The 18465-nt window shown below is 55.3% G+C and carries 18 protein-coding genes and 1 other RNA gene; 13 read left to right on the top strand and 6 right to left on the bottom strand.

The genetic code is table 11. The features are described 5' to 3' along the window. Positions 1 to 30: 30 nt before the first annotated feature. Positions 31 to 897: a photosystem I biogenesis protein BtpA gene (gene btpA / locus H6G13_RS23965; protein ID WP_190487635.1), complete on the bottom strand. Its 867-nt coding sequence runs from the start codon at positions 895 to 897 to the stop codon at positions 31 to 33. Positions 898 to 1304: 407 nt separating this feature from the next. Here btpA and rimO point away from each other — a divergent pair, with 407 nt between their 5' ends. The 4 genes from rimO (at position 1305) to H6G13_RS23945 (ending at position 5210) form a co-directional block, all read left to right on the top strand. Continuing rightward, positions 1305 to 2630, top strand: coding sequence for a 30S ribosomal protein S12 methylthiotransferase RimO (rimO, locus tag H6G13_RS23960; protein WP_190487633.1), 1326 nt, complete (start codon positions 1305 to 1307; stop codon positions 2628 to 2630). 32 nt (positions 2631 to 2662) lie between these two features. Beyond that, positions 2663 to 4093, top strand: coding sequence for a DEAD/DEAH box helicase (locus H6G13_RS23955; RefSeq protein WP_190487631.1), 1431 nt, complete (start codon positions 2663 to 2665; stop codon positions 4091 to 4093). A 181-nt stretch (positions 4094 to 4274) separates the two neighbouring features. Then, positions 4275 to 4472, top strand: a complete 198-nt coding sequence (locus H6G13_RS23950; protein ID WP_190487629.1) for a hypothetical protein — start codon at positions 4275 to 4277, stop codon at positions 4470 to 4472. Positions 4473 to 4739: 267 nt separating this feature from the next. Beyond that, complete coding sequence (locus H6G13_RS23945) at positions 4740 to 5210, top strand: Tic20 family protein (protein WP_190487627.1); 471 nt, start codon at positions 4740 to 4742, stop codon at positions 5208 to 5210. Positions 5211 to 5226: 16 nt separating this feature from the next. Here H6G13_RS23945 and H6G13_RS23940 read toward each other — a convergent pair whose 3' ends face one another. Beyond that, a complete protein-coding gene (locus H6G13_RS23940) occupies positions 5227 to 6030 on the bottom strand; it encodes a fumarylacetoacetate hydrolase family protein (RefSeq protein ID WP_190487625.1) in 804 nt (267 codons plus the stop codon). Positions 6031 to 6161: 131 nt separating this feature from the next. Between H6G13_RS23940 and rpsF the strand changes: the two genes are divergently transcribed. The 3 genes from rpsF (at position 6162) to H6G13_RS23925 (ending at position 8071) form a co-directional block, all read left to right on the top strand. Then, on the top strand, positions 6162 to 6497 hold the full coding sequence (gene rpsF, locus H6G13_RS23935) for a 30S ribosomal protein S6 (protein ID WP_190487623.1): 336 nt from the start codon (positions 6162 to 6164) through the stop codon (positions 6495 to 6497). Between the two features lie 174 nt (positions 6498 to 6671). Further along, positions 6672 to 7226: an Npun_F5560 family protein gene (locus H6G13_RS23930; protein WP_190487621.1), complete on the top strand. Its 555-nt coding sequence runs from the start codon at positions 6672 to 6674 to the stop codon at positions 7224 to 7226. A 191-nt stretch (positions 7227 to 7417) separates the two neighbouring features. Then, entirely contained in the window at positions 7418 to 8071 is a 654-nt protein-coding gene (locus H6G13_RS23925; RefSeq protein ID WP_190487619.1) for a DedA family protein, read from the top strand. On the opposite strand, the gene H6G13_RS23920 is transcribed toward H6G13_RS23925, so the two are convergent. Beyond that, positions 8034 to 8900, bottom strand: a complete 867-nt coding sequence (locus H6G13_RS23920; RefSeq protein ID WP_190487617.1) for an S-layer homology domain-containing protein — start codon at positions 8898 to 8900, stop codon at positions 8034 to 8036. The two genes, H6G13_RS23925 and H6G13_RS23920, sit on opposite strands and share 38 nt — an antisense overlap. Before the next feature lie 119 nt (positions 8901 to 9019). Between H6G13_RS23920 and H6G13_RS23915 the strand changes: the two genes are divergently transcribed. Both H6G13_RS23915 and H6G13_RS23910 read left to right on the top strand, forming a co-directional pair. Continuing rightward, positions 9020 to 9760 (top strand): hypothetical protein, encoded by a 741-nt coding sequence (locus tag H6G13_RS23915; RefSeq protein ID WP_190487615.1) that lies wholly within the window; start codon positions 9020 to 9022, stop codon positions 9758 to 9760. A gap of 60 nt (positions 9761 to 9820) precedes the next feature. Then, positions 9821 to 11902, top strand: a complete 2082-nt coding sequence (locus H6G13_RS23910; protein ID WP_190487613.1) for a thioredoxin domain-containing protein — start codon at positions 9821 to 9823, stop codon at positions 11900 to 11902. A 238-nt stretch (positions 11903 to 12140) separates the two neighbouring features. On the opposite strand, the gene H6G13_RS23905 is transcribed toward H6G13_RS23910, so the two are convergent. The 3 genes from H6G13_RS23905 to ssrS form a co-directional block, all read right to left on the bottom strand. Further along, positions 12141 to 13406 (bottom strand): pitrilysin family protein, encoded by a 1266-nt coding sequence (locus tag H6G13_RS23905; RefSeq protein WP_347277523.1) that lies wholly within the window; start codon positions 13404 to 13406, stop codon positions 12141 to 12143. An 81-nt stretch (positions 13407 to 13487) separates the two neighbouring features. After that, entirely contained in the window at positions 13488 to 14741 is a 1254-nt protein-coding gene (locus H6G13_RS23900) for a pitrilysin family protein (protein WP_190487611.1), read from the bottom strand. 447 nt (positions 14742 to 15188) lie between these two features. After that, a non-coding RNA gene (gene ssrS, locus H6G13_RS23895) (6S RNA) lies at positions 15189 to 15374 on the bottom strand. A 182-nt stretch (positions 15375 to 15556) separates the two neighbouring features. Here ssrS and minC point away from each other — a divergent pair. The 4 genes from minC (at position 15557) to H6G13_RS23875 (ending at position 18269) form a co-directional block, all read left to right on the top strand. After that, positions 15557 to 16378 (top strand): septum site-determining protein MinC, encoded by an 822-nt coding sequence (gene minC, locus H6G13_RS23890; protein ID WP_190487608.1) that lies wholly within the window; start codon positions 15557 to 15559, stop codon positions 16376 to 16378. Positions 16379 to 16488: 110 nt separating this feature from the next. Then, a complete protein-coding gene (minD, locus tag H6G13_RS23885) occupies positions 16489 to 17286 on the top strand; it encodes a septum site-determining protein MinD (protein WP_190487606.1) in 798 nt (265 codons plus the stop codon). Positions 17287 to 17344: 58 nt separating this feature from the next. After that, entirely contained in the window at positions 17345 to 17818 is a 474-nt protein-coding gene (minE, locus tag H6G13_RS23880; protein WP_190487604.1) for a cell division topological specificity factor MinE, read from the top strand. A gap of 4 nt (positions 17819 to 17822) precedes the next feature. Further along, positions 17823 to 18269 carry a ferredoxin gene (locus tag H6G13_RS23875; RefSeq protein ID WP_190487601.1) on the top strand — a complete coding sequence of 149 codons (447 nt, stop codon included), beginning with the start codon at positions 17823 to 17825 and terminating at the stop codon, positions 18267 to 18269. Positions 18270 to 18465 lie beyond the last annotated feature (196 nt).

Raw genomic sequence — 18465 nt, 5'->3', positions numbered from 1 at the left:
GTTCTATCTTAAACGCTCTAGATTGGGCTTTTAAGGAAACTGGCGGGGGGATTTGGAGATCATCATAGAGGGCATGGAGGGCATTTCCTCAGGCTGAGCTAGGCTTTCCTGCATGGCTTCGACAAATTGGCTAACCCGATTAGGGTCAATCGGCTGTTCGATCTGGCCACGACGTTTTAAGGAACTGGCCACAATCACCCCGTCTGCTGCCCGCATCAGCTGCCCGACATTGTCTATGGTGGCTCCGCTGCCAATAAACACAGGCCGATCCTTGGCTGCTGCCCGGGCTAGCTCCAGATCCTCTAGGCTAGGCGGGCTGCCCGTAGCCCAACCCGACAGAATCACGCCATCGGCCAGACCCCGCTCCAGCGTTTCCTGAACAGCAGTGGTTAGGTTGGGTGATCCCAAGGGACGGGCGTGCTTCACCAGCACATCCGCCAAAATCTTGACGGTGCTGCCCAACTCTCGCCGATAGCGCAGTAGCTCGTGGGCACAGCCTTCGATCAGCCCCTGATCGGTGGCCATGACTCCAGTCAGCACATTGACCCGAATAAAGCTGGCCCCAACATTGGTGGCAATTGCGATCGCACTGCGCCCATCGTTGCGCAGCACGTTCACCCCAATCGGTAGCGTTACCAAATGTTTTAAGCGATGCACAATCAGACTCATAGCGCTGACCACCGCCGGATCAACCTGCCCTTTAGTAAAAGGAGCATCAAAAAAGTTCTCGACCATAAGGCCGTGCACGCCCCCTGAGGCCAGCGCGGTCGCCTCCTGCTCAGCCCGGTCAATGACCGCCTGCAGGCTGCCTTGCCAGCGAGGAGACGTCGGCAGGGGTAACAAGTGCACAACCCCGATCACCGGATTGGGCGTGTGAAAAATCTCTACTAAGTCCACGGGTGACTCGTCTCGGACCCTCTAAACTGCTTCAAGCAGGACTGCGGATGTTCATCCATCGATCCCAATCTAGCTTACCAGCAATCAATCCCACCCTTTAAGTCACCTGGCTGCTAGAGCTTAGGGGGGCTAGGGCCTGTAAAACCCAATTCGGGCTCCAGGAACTAGGGTTAACATTCAGCAATGTTGTATAGATATGTTATATTTTTATTCTGTGTCATTGTTCTCGTCAAAGACCGGGATTTTTTTGCGACTGACGCCTCTGCAAATTCCAACTGAGCGCGTCATCTCCCGAAGCCGTATCGTCTGCTGAGACCCCTCACGTTCGCTGCGTTCTCTCCTTCCCTTTCCCCGGCACTGGCGAATCAGACTACTAACAGTAAGTTATAAAGTCGTTAGTCATCGCTATGGGTCTGAAGCCAACGGTTGCGTTCACTCACTTGGGTTGTGAGAAGAACCGGGTTGATACTGAGCATATGTTGGGCCTTTTGGTAAAGGCCGGGTATCAGGTAGATAGTAACGAAGAGGTCGCAGATTACGTTGTTGTAAATACTTGCAGCTTCATTGAAGCAGCCCGAGAAGAGTCTGTCCGCACACTGGTAGAACTGGCGGAAGCCGATAAAAAAATCGTCATCACTGGCTGTTTAGCCCAGCATTTTCAAGGAGAGCTGCTAGCAGAGCTGCCCGAGGCAGTGGCGCTAGTGGGCACAGGTGACTATCACCGGATTGTGGAAGTCATTGAACGGGCTGAAGCCGGAGAGCGCGTCAAAGCCATCTCAGCCCAGCCGACCTACATTGCTGACGAAACGGTGCCCCGCTACCGCACAACCACCGAAGGCGTTGCCTATGTGCGAGTTGCCGAAGGCTGTAACTACCGCTGTGCCTTCTGCATCATCCCTCACCTCAGGGGGGATCAGCGCTCTAGGCCGATTGAGTCAATTGTGGCCGAGGCCCATCAGCTGGCGGCAGAAGGAGTTAAAGAAATCGTCCTGATTTCCCAGATCACTACCAACTATGGGGCTGATATCTACGGTCGGCCTCAGTTAGCGGAGTTGCTGCGCGCCCTGGGTGAAGTGAACGTCCCTTGGATCCGGATGCACTACGCCTACCCAACCGGGCTGACGCCAGAGGTCATTCGCGCCATTCAAGAAACGCCTAATGTGCTGCCCTATTTAGATTTGCCGCTGCAGCACTCCCATCCAGAAATGCTGCGGGCGATGAACCGTCCCTGGCAGGGCAGAGTCAACGATGACATTATCTGCCGCATCAAAGAAGCGCTGCCCGATGCAGTGCTGAGAACAACCTTCATTGTCGGCTTTCCGGGTGAAACCGAAGCCCATTTCGAGCATTTGGTGGACTTTGTGCAGCGCCACGAGTTTGACCACGTTGGCGTGTTTACCTTTTCCTCTGAAGAAGGCACCCCTGCTCACGATTTGCCCGATCAGCTGCCCCAATCAGTGAAGGACGAACGCCGAGAAACCCTGATGTTGACCCAGCAGCCAATCTCGCTGCGGCGCAACCAGGCTGAAATTGGCCAGGTAGTAAAAGTGTTAATTGAGCAGGAAAACCCAGCGACGGGTGAGTGTATTGGGCGCTCACCTCGTTTTGCACCCGACGTTGATGGGCTGGTTTACGTCACCGGACAGGCCCCCTTGGGCCAGCTTGTACCGGTTCAAGTTGAAGCGGCAGATACCTACGATTTGTTTGGCCGCATCGCTACCCCAGCAGTTTAATCCAGAATTTTCTATCGTTCCGAGGAGCATTCATGACCTTATCTTTTTCTAGTTTGGGCCTATCCGAAGCACGCGTGAGCCATCTCAATGCCTTGGGGTTTGATGCCCCCACTCCGATTCAGGCAGAGGCAATTCCTCACCTGCTTTCGGGCCGTGACGTGATTGGCCAGGCTCAAACTGGTACCGGCAAAACCGCCGCATTTTCCCTGCCTCTGATCGAGCAGGTCGATCCCAACCTGGGCGCGGTGCAGGCCTTAATTTTGACCCCAACCCGGGAATTGGCCGTGCAGGTGGCTCAAGCGTTTCGCTCGTTCCGGCTAGACCGGCGGCTGCAGGTTCTGCCTGTCTACGGGGGGCAGTCAATTGAGCGGCAGTGCCAGCGCTTGCACAAGGGCACCCAAATTGTAGTGGGCACCCCTGGGCGGATCTTAGACCTCCTCAACCGGGGAGCACTCTCCCTAGAAAGCTTGGGTTGGCTGGTCTTAGATGAAGCCGACGAGATGCTCAACATGGGCTTTATTCAAGATGTTGAAAAAATCTTGAGTAAGGTTCCATCAGAGCGCCAAACCGCCTTCTTCTCCGCCACAATGGCCCCCGAAATTCGGGAACTGGCGACCAAGTTTTTGCGATCGCCCGTCACCGTTACTATCAAATCACCCAAGTCCTCTCCCAAACAGATCCAGCAGGTCGCCTACATCGTGCCTCGCGGCTGGAGCAAAGTACGGGCGCTGCAGCCGATTCTAGAAATGGAAGATCCAGAAGCAGCCCTGATCTTTGTTCGCACCCGTCGCACGGCTGCCGACCTCACTCGCCAACTGCAGGCGGCTGGCCACAGTGTCGATGAGTACCACGGTGACCTCACCCAGTCTCAGCGCGAGCGCCTGCTGATGCGCTTCCGCCAGCGTCAGGTACGTTGGGTTGTGGCAACCGACATTGCGGCTCGCGGCCTCCATGTAGACGATCTGACCCACGTGATCAACTTTGAACTGCCCGACTCGGTGGAAAACTATGTCCACCGCATTGGTCGCACGGGCCGGGCGGGTAAAGAGGGGGTTGCTATCTCCATCGTTCACCCACTGGAAAAGGTCAAGCTGCGCCAAATTGAGCGCCACGTGCGTCAAGAACTGGTGTTTGTCCAGATTCCGACTCGGGCTGAAATTGCTGCCCGCCATCTAGAAAAGCTGCAGACCCAGGTGCGGGAGGCTATTACCAGCGAGCGGCTGGCTTCCTTCCTGCCGATTGTGTCGCAGCTCAGTGAAGAGTACGACCTGCACACCATTGCGGCGGCGGCGCTGCAGATGGCTTATGACCAAACTGTTCCAGTTTGGCAGCGGCCTGAGAGCGACCCTTACGAAGAGGGGCCTGCTCCTCGGCACGGTTCTCCCAAACCTCGCAAGGCGTCTCCTTCGTCTCCTTCTCGGCGCAAATCTAGTCGGCCGCATTCCTCTCCCGCTCAAGACTAGTTTTCCAAGACCTTTTGGAAAGCTAAGTCTAGACACTAAAAGCAGGCAGCTTCTCTGCGATCCCCAGTATTTAACCCCTCGTTAAGCTGTGTATGAAAAAGCACAGTTCACAGAGGGGCTTGAAATACAATAGGGTCATCAGCATTTGTAAACAAATGCAGGGATACGGAGGTGTTGCCTCATGTTGGTGATAATGATGGATAACCAGCTTGTTGCTCCCCAGACAGTTTGCCAGGGCTGCCTAATGGCTAATCAGCAGGGTCAGCCCCGATGGCATCATGGGGAGTTGCGGTGTGGTCGTCTACTGCACCGTTTGAGCGATGAGCAGCCTGCCCAGTACGAGTGTCAGATGGGCTTTCGGGTGGCCAATATTAGCTAGGGTCTGAGGGGCAAAGCTTGTCCCTCGAAGCCACTTTACTGGTTGAGCAGGTGTTGCTAAGCCGGCAGAGTAACGTGCTTAGAAGGTATACGCAGTAGATGCTAAAGGCTTTGCTGTTTATACCAGCAGACTCTGCTAGCAGGCTTTGCTAAGAATTTCTAGAGCGGTAATCTTCCGTCATTCCCCTATGGGAGTGGGTGCACAAGTCTATAAGACCTGCTATACCGTAGAGAAGGATGTCCCTAATTGACAGTGGAGCGAACCCCTATGAATTGGCGTGGAGAAACAGCGGTCACCGATCGGATTTGGGCGTCTTTACCCTATCTCCTGCCCCTCGTTGATAGCTTGTTGTTTGGGGTCTACCTGTTCAGACAGTTTCCTCCGCTGGCAGTCGTCTTTAGCCCGCTGCTGCCGCTGCTAGCGTTGAGCAATGGCTTTCTAGGACTGATTATTTTCTTTCTGATTTTCCTTTTGGTAGTTCGCAACTCCAATATCAATCACTTCATTCGCTTCAATGCGATGCAGGCTATTCTGATTGACATTGTTCTAATCATTTGTCGAGTCATCCTTCAGATCCTCGGCCCGGCGCTGCAAGGGGGGCTGCTGTTAGAGACCCTGATGAATGTGATTTTTCTGGGTACGCTAGCAGCTGTGTTTTACTCTGTAGTGCAAACGCTACGGGGGCAGTACGCTGAAATTCCCACGATTTCAGAAGCGGTCCATATGCAGGTGCGTTAGGTTTTGCCAGCCAAGGCTAACTCTTTTCGATCGGGGCTACTGCTGGATGACGGGTTGCAATAACGTTTTCCAGAGTGCCAATGCCTTCAATCTCTACCCGCACTCGATCTCCAATCGCCAGAGGGCCAACGCCCTCTGGCGTGCCTGTAAGTACTACATCTCCCGGTAAGAGGGTCATAATCTGGCTGATGTAGGCTACCAAAAACTCTGGCTTGAACACCATTTCGTCTAGAGAGGCCGATTGAACCGGCTCGGTTCTGTTGTTGAGGAAGGTTTGGATGCGGGCACCAGGACTGAGTTCTCGCACAATCCAAGGGCCTAGAGGACAGAAAGAATCAAAGCTTTTAGCTCGAGTCCACTGACCATCTTGGCGCTGCAAATCGCGGGCGGTAACGTCGTTAGCAATGGTGTATCCCCAGATTTTTGACTGTACCTGCTCTGGTGTGCAGTCAACACAGCGTTCTCCAATAATGATGGCCAACTCGCCTTCGTAGTCTATCTCCTGGGATTGAGATGGGTAGTAGATGGGAGCCCCTACTGAAGTCACTGTTGTGGAGGGTTTGAGAAAAAGCAGGGGGGTAAGGGGCAGGGGTGTTCCCATTTCGGCAGCGTGTTTGGCGTAGTTTTTACCGACTGCCACTATTTTAGAAGGCGCACAGGGGGCTAACAGTGTGTAGCCGTCGGGTGGCAAAACGGCCTCGGTAACCTGTCCCTGGAGCCAAGGAGGGGCATCTAGAATAAACACACTGCGATCTGGCTGCAAAAGACCGTAGTGAAGCTGCCCTGCCTGAGACTGTACCCGTACGTACCGTTGCGCCATAATACCTGCAAAATCTTGGTATGATTGTAGATCCTTGTCTTTGCGCTAACGCTTTTTAAGGAGATCGTTTCGCTAGAAACCGGCTCCCTGGAAGCAAAGCAGCAAAGGCCATTTGTCCACAAGGAGATTTCATGAAAGATTACGTGTACGAAACAATGTACATTCTTCGGCCTGATTTAGGCGAAGAGGCTGTTGATGCGGCTATTGGCAAGTATCAGTCCATCTTGCGGGAACAGGGGGCTGACATTCTAGAAACCCAGCACCGGGGCAAACGCCGTTTGGCTTACGAGATCGATCGGCACCGGGAAGGGATCTATATTCAGATGAACTACACGGGGCCAGGATCTGCGGTAGCTCCAATGGAGCGGGCGATGCGGTTGAGTGAAGAAGTTGTGCGCTATCTGACGGTCAAGCAAGAGCCGGTTGAAGAAGCGCCTGTCGCAGTTGGCGTTGGCGCTGAAGACTAGGGCTGAAAGTCAATTAGGAGGGAGGCAGAGGAATTTGCCTCCTTTTTTTTGAGAAGTTCTCTAAATCTTGTGCCAATTTTGCTATCAGGTGCTAAATTAGCAGCAATCCTTGGATTTAAGGTGCTTCTACCGGTTTTGTAGTTGTCGTTGTGATTAAAGTTTGGGAGTAGCCTTGTGGCTCAATCTGCCTATCAGCCCGTTTCCGACAGTCAGGTGGAGATTGCTCGGTTGCAGTCAGAACTTGAAATGCGCGATCAGCTCGTGCAGCAACTTTCCCAGGAACTGTTTCGCCTGGTGAAGGGCAATGCTGGATTTATGCCCAGCCCGGAAGTCTCCGAGCGCCATCAGGCAGAAGTTCGGGCATTGCGGGAGCAGCTGCGGGGTGTTGAAAAGCAAGTTGACTTTTATCAGGCCCAGTTAGAAGACCGAGATACAGAGGTTGTGCAGCTGCGGCAGACGGTGCAGGAATTGACCGATCGTTCCCGGATGCTGGAGCAGGTGGTGCAGGAACTGCCTAATGTTTACCGGCAAAAGTTTGCTGAGCGAATGACGGCTGTGCGAGAAAAGGTAGCGCAGATCCAGCAGGAAAACCGTCAGCTGCAGGCTGAACTGCAGAGCGTCAGCTATCGCTTAGCGGTTCGGACTCGCCGCAGCCAGCATCTAGATTTGCCCAGCTTTGCCCAAGGATCACTCGGCGGAATTTCTCTGCCCTCTTTTGGCAACGGCTGAAGACAGCATTTTTGAGTGAGTAAGAGGGCTTATCCTGATGGGGTAAGCCCTCTTTTGTGGTGAAGACTTTTTGGGGCTGTTGGGCGAACTAGCTGCAGAATTCCATTTAGAAAGCTCTGTCTAGTGGGCAGAGCTTGTTAGGATTTGAGATAATTGTTAAAGGAACTTTAGCTGCTGGTCAGAATTTCTGCATGCTGGATTTTGTCTCCCTGGAGGTTCTCCAGGATTTGGCCCATGAGTACGGCTACTGGGCTGTCTTCTTTGGCATTTTGTTAGAAAACGCTGGAATTCCTATTCCGGGAGAAACGATTACGTTGATAGGCGGTTTCTTGGCGGGCAGCGGAGAGCTGAAGTTTTGGCCGGTTTGGGCCACGGCGATTTCAGGTGCGGTTGTCGGCGATAACTTAGGCTACTGGATCGGTGCTTACGGCGGCTGGCCGCTGCTGCAACGGCTGGGCAAGTTTTTTCGGATTCAGGAAACTCAGCTGCTGGCGGTTAAGGATCAGTTTAGCCAGAATGCAGCCCGGGCAGTGGTTTTGGGCCGCTTTGTGGCGCTACTGAGAATTTTTGCGGGGCCACTGGCAGGCATCGCCCAAATGCCATATCCCAAGTTTCTGCTCTGTAACCTTTTGGGCGCGACGATGTGGGCATCGGTCATGGTGAGTCTGGCCTATTTTGTGGGGCAGGTGATTCCGCTGCCGACAATGGTGGGCTGGGTGGCCCAATTTACAGTATTGGCCCTGGTTTTGCTCGTGGGCTGGTTTGTTGGGACGTATTGGTGGGAGCAGCGCCAGCAAAAGCTTCTGGTTAAGGAACTACCCGGTACGGAGAAGGTATCTCATTGATCTGTCCTAAATACACTAGAGCCTGATGCAGAATAGCGGCGGCTTCGGCTCGGGTAATGGCGCGGTTGGGCTCTAATCGCGCAACGTTGGGATAGTTGATCACCAGACCTGCTTGGGTGGCAGCGACTAGGCCAGGAATGGCCCACTCTGGGATATCGTCGCGGTCGCTGTAGCGCTGCAGCACGGTGCCGGGGTGGGCCGTGGAGGTGAGGCTGAGGCCATTTGCGATCGCAACTAGCACCTCTGCCTTAGAGACGCTTTGCTCCGGCCCAAACCTGTCCTCGGGCAGCCCTTTGAAAAACCCCATCTGCACTGACTGACGAATGCTGGCTGCAGCCCAGTAGCCAGGCTCGATATCGGCAAACTGAACGGTTGTGGGCTGGGCAGGCAGAGCAAATAGTTGGGCGATCTGCGCCGATAGCTCCGCTCGAATCATCGGTCGCTCGGGTTGGAAGGTGCCCTCTGGAAAGCCCGTCAGCAGGCCCCGCTTTGAGAGATCATCCAGTACAGCCCTGGCCCAATGATCTGGAGGCACGTCTGAAAAGACAATGGGCGGCTGGCTTGGCAGGGGCTCTCTAGCGGCAGCCCAGTCGGTTACCGGAATGCGAGGTGGCGGCACGGCAATGGGAGCCGCCGACCCCGGCTGATTGCCGAAGCGACCGCCCTCCGGCACAATGGATCTGTCCAGCCGGGACACGGACGATTGCGAGATTAGTTCCCAGGCTAGAGCCGCTCCAACTCCCAGCAGCGACAACAGGATCGCTAGTCGCTTTTTAAAGCGGCGAGGGTTTTTTTGAGGAGAGGGCGGTGGTGGCTGAAAAGACACCATAAATGCTGTAGCGCGGCAGACTGAACAATAGAACAAGACTTGTGTACATTACATCACACCCTGTTATGACGTAGGCCGTTTAGTTCAAGCAGCATTCTTTGGAGTTGAGCAATTTGTCCATGAAACGAACCATTGGAATCGTATCAGCAGTTTCTATCAGCCTGCTGTTGGCGATTGGAGTGTTGGCTCATGAGCGCCGTTCCCGAAGCGATAAAGATCTCGATTTTCCGGCAGTTCAAGCTGTGGCGACCCCCGCTGATTTACAGTCTCCCGGTGCTAAGCTGCTGCCATTTCAGGCTTACGATTTGATGAGCGCAGTGGCCCAGCCGTTGCTCTCCTTCCCCATCATGAAGCGGGCAGTTGCTGTCACAGCCTCTAGCACTTCAGAAACACCGCTGTCAAAGCTGCTGACCTCACAGCTTACAACAGTTGGCCTAGGACAGATCAGAATTGGCATGACGGTAGAGGAGGTGGCTCAGGCTGGCATCCAACTGGTTCCCCTAGACGGCAATGCGCGCGGCGAGTGCCAGTACCTGAGAGTGCCCAAAAGCCTAGAATCAGTTGGTTTTATGGTCGTGGATGACCAGATTATTCGCGTAGACGTCTGGCCCGGCAGCTCGATTGAAACCAAGAGCGGCATTAAAATTGGGGCGACTGAGGCCGATATTCTCGAATACTACGAGGGCCGCATCGAGATGGCTCCGAACCCTGAAACTGGGGGAAAGTATCTCGTCTTTACGCCTTCGGGAGAGGGTGAAGACCTGTATCGCCTAGTCTTTGAAACTGACCCTGAGGAGCGGGTAGTGGCCTTTCGCTCGGGTCAATTTCCAGCGGTGATTTGGCCTGAGGGCTGTTTGTAGTGACTGCGTTAGACTCGGGGAAGATAGCGCCTGCTGTCTGCCGAATTCTGTGGCCCCTGAATGGTGAATCGTCTAGCCGAGTCTCAAAGCCTGTATTTACGGAAGCACGCAGATAACCCGATCGACTGGTGGCCTTGGTGTGATGAGGCGCTGGCCAAGGCAAAGCAGGAAGATAAGCCAATCTTTCTGTCCATTGGCTACTCTAGCTGCCACTGGTGCACGGTGATGGAAGGTGAGGCTTTTTCCGACACCACCATTGCTGACTATATGAACACCTATTTCCTGCCGATCAAGGTTGATCGAGAGGAGCGGCCTGACTTAGACAGCATCTACATGCAAACCCTGCAGATGATCGCTGGGCAGGGCGGCTGGCCGCTAAACGTATTTCTGGCCCCCGATGACCTGGTGCCTTTTTACGGTGGCACCTATTTCCCGCTGGAGCCGAAGTATGGTCGCCCAAGCTTTTTACAGGTGCTGCAGGCGCTGCGAGGGTTTTATGACGCTGACAAGACCAAGCTTGACTCGGTGAAGTCGGAAATTTTGGAGAATTTGCAGCAGGCAGCATTGCTGCCTACAACAGATCGCTTAGGTCAGGATCTGCTGCTGCAGGGGTTGACCACCAGCGCCCGCATTTTGGTGCCGGTGGGTACGGGCACGAGTTTTCCTATGATGCCCTATGCTGAAGCGGCGCTGCGAGGGGTGCGGTTTGAGGCAGATGAAAAGGCCCCTGCCAGCCCACAGCTCGACAGCCAGCAGGTGTGCACGCGGCGCGGCCTGGACTTGGCTCTGGGCGGCATCTATGATCATGTGGGAGGCGGATTTCATCGCTACACGGTAGACCCTACCTGGACGGTGCCCCACTTTGAGAAGATGCTCTATGACAACGGTCAGATTGTGGAATATCTGGCTGGGCTGTGGACCAGTGGAGTGAAGGCAGCTGCCCTGAGGCGGGCCGTTGAGGGCACCGTGTGCTGGCTGTTGCGGGAGATGACGGCTCCCCAGGGTTATTTTTATGCGGCTCAGGATGCCGATAGCTTCATTCAGCCTACGGACCTGGAGCCGGAGGAGGGCGCTTTTTATGTGTGGCGCTACAACGAGATGCAGAATCTGCTGAGCCAACCGCAGCTGCTGGCGCTACAGGCTCAATTTACAGTGACTGAAGCGGGCAATTTTGAGGGCCAAACCGTGCTGCAACAGCAGTCGGAGGAGCTCGATGAAACGGTGATTGCTGCTCTGGCCCAGCTGTTTAAAGAGCGCTATGGCACGGCGGCCCATGAGCTGTCGACCTTTCCTCCAGCTCGCAATAATCAGGAGGCTAAGACCCAGACCTGGCCCGGACGCATTCCCCCGGTGACGGATACCAAGATGATTGTGGCCTGGAATGCTCTGATGATTTCGGGCTTGGCTAAAGCTGCGATCGCATTTCGCCAGCCTGACTTTTTGCACATTGGCCTGCGCGCGGCTCGGTTTATCTTGGAGCATCAGTGGAGCGATAATCGGCTGCAGCGACTGAACTACGAAGGCACTCCAGCGGTGCTGGCCCAGTCGGAAGACTATGCCTTTTTGATCAAGGCGCTGCTAGATCTACAGCAGGCTAAGCTGGCGTTTCCTGATCTGCCGGATGCGATTGATTGGCTACAGGCGGCCAGAGATGTGCAGGCGGAGTTTGACGAGTGGCTGTGGAGTCCCGAAGGGGGTTACTATAATGCGCCTAGCGATACTCGCGAGCGACTACTGGTGCGAGAGCGGTCGTTTCAAGACAGCGCTACGCCCTCGGCCAATGGAATTGCGATCGCATCGCTCGTTCGTCTGTCTCTGCTGACGGAGGATCTGACTTATTTAGATCGAGCAGAGCAGGCACTAAAGGCTTTTGGCACGGTCATGGAGAAGTTTCCTCGGGCTTGCCCCAGTCTATTTGTAGCGCTCGACTGGTTTCGTCACAGCACCTTGATCCGCACGACGCCGGAACGCATTCCTGATCTAGCGCAGACTTATCTGCCCACGGCGGTTTTTGCGGCTAAGCCGGATGATCTGCCGGAGTCTGCTATTGCGCTGGTGTGTCAGGGGCTGTCGTGTTTAGAACCGGCGCTGTCGCAGGAGCAGCTGCTGCTGCAGATTGGTGACAGCCTAGTTCGTCAGTAGGTTGTTGCTTTGGCGCAATGCACTGAGCTAGCTATGGAACTTTGCTGCTGGCTGAGAGGAGTAAGGCGGGGGTTTTTGGCTGCGTTTGGAGATTTGGCCCGGGGCCTTCCCCCGGACCCCGCTATTTGGGGGGCCCAGGCTCCCCCCAAACCCCCCCGAAAGGGGCAGCTGTGCTGGAAGCACAACGGTGGGGGCAGGGTCTGGACGGAATTAGCCTTGCCAGGAAATTCTTTTACGCTTAACCAATAGCTGAGGCTGGGCCTAGGAGGGCGATGTAGGGCTGGTTGAAGAATTCCTGAGCGACGGCTTGGGCATCGGCGGCGGTTATGGCTGCGATCGCAGTCTGGAAGTTCTGGTCAAAATCGGTTCCTAAGCCCAAGACTTCGTACCAGCCGTTAAGCTGGGCGATTTGGGCGTTGGTTTGCTTGCCCAAGGCGTATTGGCCTAGCAGCTTGTTCTTGGTGGCCTGTAGCTCTTCGTCAGTGAGAGGCGTTTCGCAGAGCCGCTCGACTTCGTGGCGCAGACCCTCCAGCGCGACGGGGGTGTTTTCGGGGGCTGTGCCCATATAGACCACAAACTGAGAAAGACCCAGGCGGGTGGGGTAAATGGCTGAGACATCGTAGGCTAGGCCCCGCTTTTCCCGCATCTCGACAAACAGGCGGCTAGAGAGCCCGTTGCCTAGATAGGTATTGATCAGCTTCAGAACCGGGTAAGCCGGGTGTTTGACTGGGGCAGCTAGGTAGCCCACCATGACAATGGACTGGTTGGTGTCTTGGGGAATGGCCTGCCGTGTGCCTTGAACGGGAACCGAGGGAAACTCGGGTTCGAGCAGGGGCTCTTGGGGGGCGGGCCAGTCGCCAAAGACCTCTTCTACCAGGCTAATAGCCTGTGCTGGGTCAATGCGGCCCACAATAGAGATGACGGTGTTGTCGGGCCGGAAATACTGCTTGTGTGCCTGGGCCAGATGTTCACTGGTCAGGGCCGCAACGCTGGTTTCAGTGCCAATGCCGGGCAGGCCGTAGGGATGGCTTTGGTACATGCCTTGGCGCAGATGGTTGTAGGCAACGGTAAAGGGCTGCTCCTGCATGGATCGAATCTGCTGCAGGGTGAGGCGGCGCTCTAGGTTGACCTCGGCTTCGGGAAAGCTAGGAGACCGCAAGACTTCCCCGGCCAGCTTCAGCATGATCGGAAAGTCGGCCGAAACTGTTTTTACGCTGATCAGGCTGTAGTCAGATGAGGCATCGCTACCGAGACTGGCCCCAATAGACTCGACAGCTTCTGCAATTTCTAGCGACGACAGGCGCGTGGTGCCCTTGGTCAGCAGGGCCATTAGCAGGCTGAAGAGGCCGGCCTGCTCAGGGCTTTCGTAGCTGCTACCAGCCCGAAGAAAAATGCGGGCAGAGACGATGTCAGCAACAGGGTTTTCGGTTACCAGAACCACCAGTCCGTTTTTGAGAACCGTGCGGTGTAGGGTGGGTCCGGTTAGGGTGGAAGATTTAGTCACAGCTCAAGCGGGTATCAGGGTTAAAGCGGTCGAGTCAGCAATAGTGTAGCGAACGAAAGGATCGAGCTGGCTTAGCCCAGCTCAGGCAGGCTGCAAGACGGTTGCAGCGTAGCGATCGGGCTTTAGGTACTGGCGGGCCAGCCGCTGCAGATCGGCTTCTCCATAGGCTTGAATAGTCGGGGTATATGTGGTGCACATCTGTGGCTGGGCCAGGGTGCTGTAGTAGCCGTAGAGGCCCGCAATCTGGCCAGGGGTTTCGGTAGAAAAGGCGTAGTCGTTGCAGAGCAGTCGCTTGGCCCGATTTAGCTCGGCGTCTCCAATGGGGCTCTCGGCTAAGGCGGCGATGCGATCGCACACAATTGCCTCCACCCGGTCAATGGCCTCTGGCTCTAGCCAAGCGTGGATCGTAAATAGGCTGCAGTCACGCTGCAGCGAAAAGCTAGCGCTAATGTCTTGCACCAGCTGCTTTTCCTCCCGCAGCTCCCGCACCAGGCGAGAGGTACGCCCCTCTGCCAAGATCACCGCTAGCAAATCTAGACCATAAGCGGCCTGCACGTCTTCAATGCCTGGCCCTAGCCAGGCCAGCATCAGACGGGCCTGCTCCAGACGAGGCAGCATCAGGGTTTCTCGGCGGACGCCCCAGGCATCGGGCAGCGAGCCGGTGCTTGCTGGGGGACAGGGGCTAGGCTGGGCAAAGGCGCGAAAGCCATGCTTAACCATCTCTATTGTGGGTTCGAGGGGTAGACCGCCTGCGATCACCACCGTCATGTTCTGAGGCTGGTAGAGCGACTGGTGGAAGTGGCGCATTTCCTCTGGGGAGCGCTGGTTGAGAATGGTCTCTGTGCCCAGCACAGGGCGACCATAGCAGTGGCCCTGGTAAACCAGCTCCGACATCGCCTGAAACCCTAGCCAGTCTGGATCATCCTGGGCCTGCCGAATTTCTTCTAGCACCACACACCGTTCTCGCACAAACTCATCGGCGGGGATCGCGGCCTGCAGCAGCAACTCGGCCAGGTAGGGTAGGGCCTCGGGCAGGGCCTCGGCGGCCAGGGTCATAAAGAAGTGGGCATAGTCGTGGCTAGTGGCAGCGTTGGTCATGCCGCCTCGGGTTTCGATGGCATAGTCAAACAGGCCGGGGGCCAGCCGCTCAGTGCCCTTAAAGATCATGTGCTCTAGAAAATGGGCCATCCCTGCCCACTCTGCCGGTTCGGCGCTGGCCCCAGCCTTTACCCACACATCTGCAACGACCACAGGGGTGGCCGTAATCTCTTGATGAATAACGGTAAGCCCGTTATCCAAACGCACAACGTTGGCTGGGAAATTGACCGAGTTCAACCGTCTTAACTACCTGTAGCGAATAGGGCTGTTGCGAATAGAGCTGCTGCAAATAGGGCTGTGTAAGCAAGTAAAAATGGAGCGAAGTTGGCAATAGCTGAAACTTCAATGCGATGGTCCCGGTCGGTCTTTAGCCGTCGCAAACTGTTTGCTTTGGCGACTAACGGCTCTGGTTAAATCCCTACGACTTGAATCCCTTGATTGAGAACCGCAGCGCAGCGGGCTGGGCTTGGTGAGCGTTGCCTGCTCCATAGGACGGGGAATTGGGATTGCCAATAGGCTGAGCTGAGTGAAAATCCTTGAAGTGCATTGCTTCTTCAGGGTCAATATTAACGCGTTGCCCCCTTTGTTGTTTAGGCTACATTGCTGCTTTTGCGGAATTTCCTTAAAAGACTTTTCCCACCTACAAAAATTCCTCTGACCATAAGGACAGAGGAAAATCTTGAAATGTTCACCGCAACGCCGTCTTACCTCAGCTTCCGACCTGGTATACACCAGGTGGGTACCGTGGCATCAGGCTTAAGGTTTCCGGGTACTAGGCCCGGTATACCGCCACCGACACAGCTTGGTTCCCGTTTGAAACAAACATAGATCGTAAAACATTGTTGGCAGTCACCAACGCCGCAGTGAAACTAGTGATCATCATAGCCAACAATGAGGGGGAAAAGGCAAGAGGCGAGTTACGGGATCTAACCCTCGATAGGGAGTATATCCGTACCGGCGATTCTCAGGATTCCGCTCCAGAGGCGAAGTGATGTGCTCTAATATGTCATGACCTGCTCCCAAATCCTGCCCTGGTGTTGCGGCTACGCGTTATGAATTCTGAATCGCCTCCACCAACGCCTGTGACTGAGCTGCCTCAAACGGCTCCAGAGGTCGACCCAAACCTTCAGGTTCGCTTTAAGAGCGAAGGGGGACGGTTGCTGCTGCAGCTGCCGCCAGAGCCAGAGACGAGCCCCGCTCCGGTTAGCTGGACTGAGCTTTGTCAGCAGCTCAAGCATCGCCTAGACGCGGCAGAGCGGTTTTGGCAGCCTAATACGGTGGTGTATCTGGTGGCTCGCGACCGGCTGCTGGACATGCGGCAGCTGCAGTCGATCGCGGAAACTTTAGAAGAAGCGCAGCTGGTGCTGAAGCGAGTGTTTACTAGCCGTCGTCAGACGGCTGTGGCTGCCGCTACAGCAGGCTATTCGGTGGAGCAGCAGGCTAATTTGGCTCATCTGGCGCAGTCGCCAACGGAGGCCGGTAAGGCGCTAGACGAGCCGCTGTACCTACAAACGACTGTGCGCTCTGGAGTGGAGATTCGTCATCCGGGCACGATTGTGCTGCTGGGAGATGCTAACCCAGGCAGTTCACTGGTGGCAGAAGGCGATATTCTGGTTTGGGGACGTCTGCGAGGACTGGCTCACGCTGGGGTCGCAGGCAACCGCACCTGCCGCATCATGGCTCTCCAGATGCAGCCTACCCAGCTGCGAATCGCCGATGTGGTAGCCCGCCCACCGGAAAAACCTCCGGCTGAATATCTGCCCGAGGTGGCCTACATTGGAGAAGACGGCATGCGGATTGCGATCGCAACCGATTTTGCCAGGAGTGCATTGAACCGGGCTGTAGACCTGAGCGATCGCCGGGAATCTTCCTGATCCCCGACTGGTCAAACTGCTGTTTCTATTACTGCCGTTCTCAGGTTTCTTTTTCAGCTTCCTTTCTAAGATCTTTTTATTCATTCTTGATTTAGACGACTGGGTTTACCATGACTCGCATCATCGTAGTGACCTCTGGTAAGGGCGGCGTTGGCAAGACCACCTGCACATCTAACCTGGGCATGGCTCTGGCTCAGCGGGGGCTTAAAGTAGCTGTCATTGATGCTGACTTTGGCCTGCGTAACCTAGACCTTTTGCTGGGCCTGGAAAACCGCATCGTCTTTACGGCCCTAGACGTGCTGGCCGGAGAGTGCCGCATCGAAAAGGCCCTGGTCAAAGACAAGCGCCAGCCCAATCTATCGCTGCTGGCAGCAGCTCAAAACCGCTCCAAAGAATCGATCACGCCCGATCAGATGAAAACGCTGGTAAAGGGGCTCAAAGGACTGTTTCACTTTGTGCTGATCGACTGCCCGGCCGGGATTGAAAACGGATTTCAAAATGCGATCGCGCCAGCCAACGAAGCAATCGTTGTCACCACACCCGAGATCTCTGCTGTGCGTGATGCGGATCGGGTCGTCGGCCTGCTCGAAGCCAACGATATTAAGAGCGTCAAGCTTTTGGTCAACCGACTAAAGGCAGCAATGGTGCAGGAAGAGCAGATGATGTCCGTTCAGGACGTGCTGGATATTCTGGCAATTCCTCTGCTGGGCGTTATCCCCGACGATGAACGCGTCATTGTCTCATCCAACCGGGGCGAGCCGCTGGTGCTAGACCAAAAGCTTTCCCTAGCGGGAATTGCGTTCTCCAACGTAGCGCGGCGGCTGCAGGGAGAAGCCGTTCCCTTCATGGACCTGTCGGCTCCCCACGACGATATATTCTCCCGTTTGCGGCGTCTGTTAAGAGGCTAGCGGCCTACCTGTAGCCTTTTAGTCGCCTTGGTGTACCTCATCTCCTGTGACACCCTCCATGCTCAGTGAACTTCTCGATCGACTCTTTAATCGCACGTCCCGCCCGCTGACCAGCCGGGAGGAAGTGAAGCAGCGGCTTCAGTTTGTCTTGGCCCACGACCGAGCTGACCTGACGCCTGAAACGGTCGAAAAAATGCGCCGGGAGATCTTGGCGGTAGTGTCGCGCTACGTAGAACTTGACCAAGATGGCCTGGAGTTTACCCTGGAGAGCGACCAGCGAGTGACGGCTCTGATTGCCAATTTGCCCATTCGCCGCGTTCGCACTGAACCCACTGCCGAAGTTGAGAGTGCTGTCTCTGACGTCCAAGTTGAAGGTGACATCTCCGACGTCCAAGTTGAAGGTGACATCTCTGACACCCAGGTGGAGAGTGACATCCCTGATGCCCAATTGGAAGGGGATGTCTCTGACGCCCAATTGGAAGGGGATATCTCTGACACTCAAGTTGAAAGTGCTGTCTCTAACAATGACTAGCGCGATGACCAGCACTCCCTCAGCCCCAGAGCCTACTCCAGAAAAGAGTTCAGACCCTGCCTTGGGCACGCTGACCCAGGCTGTCGCTGTCTTGGGGATCGACAAAATTCAGCGCCATGTATTTATTTGTGCCGATCAAACGCTGCCCAAGTGCTGCGACAAGGAAGCTAGCCTAGAAGCCTGGAATTACCTGAAAAAGCGCCTCAAAGAGCTGAAGCTAGACGCACCTAAAGCAGATCGCGCCGCGATTGTCTTCCGCACTAAGGCCAACTGCTTGAGGGTCTGCCAGCAGGGGCCAATCATGGTGGTTTACCCAGAAGGCATCTGGTACTACAACACAACTCCAGAGGTCATTGAGCGCATTATTCAAGAACACTTGATTGGCGGCCAGATTGTGCAGGACTATCTGCTGTGGGCCAGTCCTCCCGCTGCGGCAGAGGCGCTTGCGTAGCATCCGGTGGGTTGGGTGAGGCCCTGCAAAACCCAACAACTCCCTTTAATGTTGGGTTCTTCTAATGTTGGAATGTTGGGTTTGCACTTCGTTTAACCCGACCCACAAAGCTAGTGCCTGACGCGCTGCGATGACACATCTTACTGGCCTAAATTTGTAGGTTGGTGTCAAGCGCAGCGCCACCCAACAAACTCCT

Source organism: Pseudanabaena sp. FACHB-2040 (assembly GCF_014696715.1).
Lineage (GTDB): Bacteria > Cyanobacteriota > Cyanobacteriia > Phormidesmidales > Phormidesmidaceae > JACVSF01.
This window is presented reverse-complemented; position numbering and strand designations above follow the sequence as displayed.

Excerpts from the sequence above, each read along its gene's own strand:
- rimO (WP_190487633.1), top strand. The coding sequence starts at position 1,305 with ATGGGTCTGAAGCCAACGGTTGCGTTCACTCACTTGGGTTGTGAGAAG.
- H6G13_RS23955 (WP_190487631.1), top strand. The coding sequence starts at position 2,663 with ATGACCTTATCTTTTTCTAGTTTGGGCCTATCCGAAGCACGCGTGAGC.
- H6G13_RS23950 (WP_190487629.1), top strand. The coding sequence starts at position 4,275 with ATGTTGGTGATAATGATGGATAACCAGCTTGTTGCTCCCCAGACAGTT.
- H6G13_RS23945 (WP_190487627.1), top strand. The coding sequence starts at position 4,740 with ATGAATTGGCGTGGAGAAACAGCGGTCACCGATCGGATTTGGGCGTCT.
- H6G13_RS23940 (WP_190487625.1), bottom strand. The coding sequence starts at position 6,030 with ATGGCGCAACGGTACGTACGGGTACAGTCTCAGGCAGGGCAGCTTCAC.
- rpsF (WP_190487623.1), top strand. The coding sequence starts at position 6,162 with ATGAAAGATTACGTGTACGAAACAATGTACATTCTTCGGCCTGATTTA.
- H6G13_RS23925 (WP_190487619.1), top strand. The coding sequence starts at position 7,418 with ATGCTGGATTTTGTCTCCCTGGAGGTTCTCCAGGATTTGGCCCATGAG.
- H6G13_RS23920 (WP_190487617.1), bottom strand. The coding sequence starts at position 8,900 with ATGGTGTCTTTTCAGCCACCACCGCCCTCTCCTCAAAAAAACCCTCGC.
- H6G13_RS23915 (WP_190487615.1), top strand. The coding sequence starts at position 9,020 with ATGAAACGAACCATTGGAATCGTATCAGCAGTTTCTATCAGCCTGCTG.
- H6G13_RS23910 (WP_190487613.1), top strand. The coding sequence starts at position 9,821 with ATGGTGAATCGTCTAGCCGAGTCTCAAAGCCTGTATTTACGGAAGCAC.
- minC (WP_190487608.1), top strand. The coding sequence starts at position 15,557 with ATGAATTCTGAATCGCCTCCACCAACGCCTGTGACTGAGCTGCCTCAA.
- minD (WP_190487606.1), top strand. The coding sequence starts at position 16,489 with ATGACTCGCATCATCGTAGTGACCTCTGGTAAGGGCGGCGTTGGCAAG.
- minE (WP_190487604.1), top strand. The coding sequence starts at position 17,345 with ATGCTCAGTGAACTTCTCGATCGACTCTTTAATCGCACGTCCCGCCCG.
- H6G13_RS23875 (WP_190487601.1), top strand. The coding sequence starts at position 17,823 with ATGACCAGCACTCCCTCAGCCCCAGAGCCTACTCCAGAAAAGAGTTCA.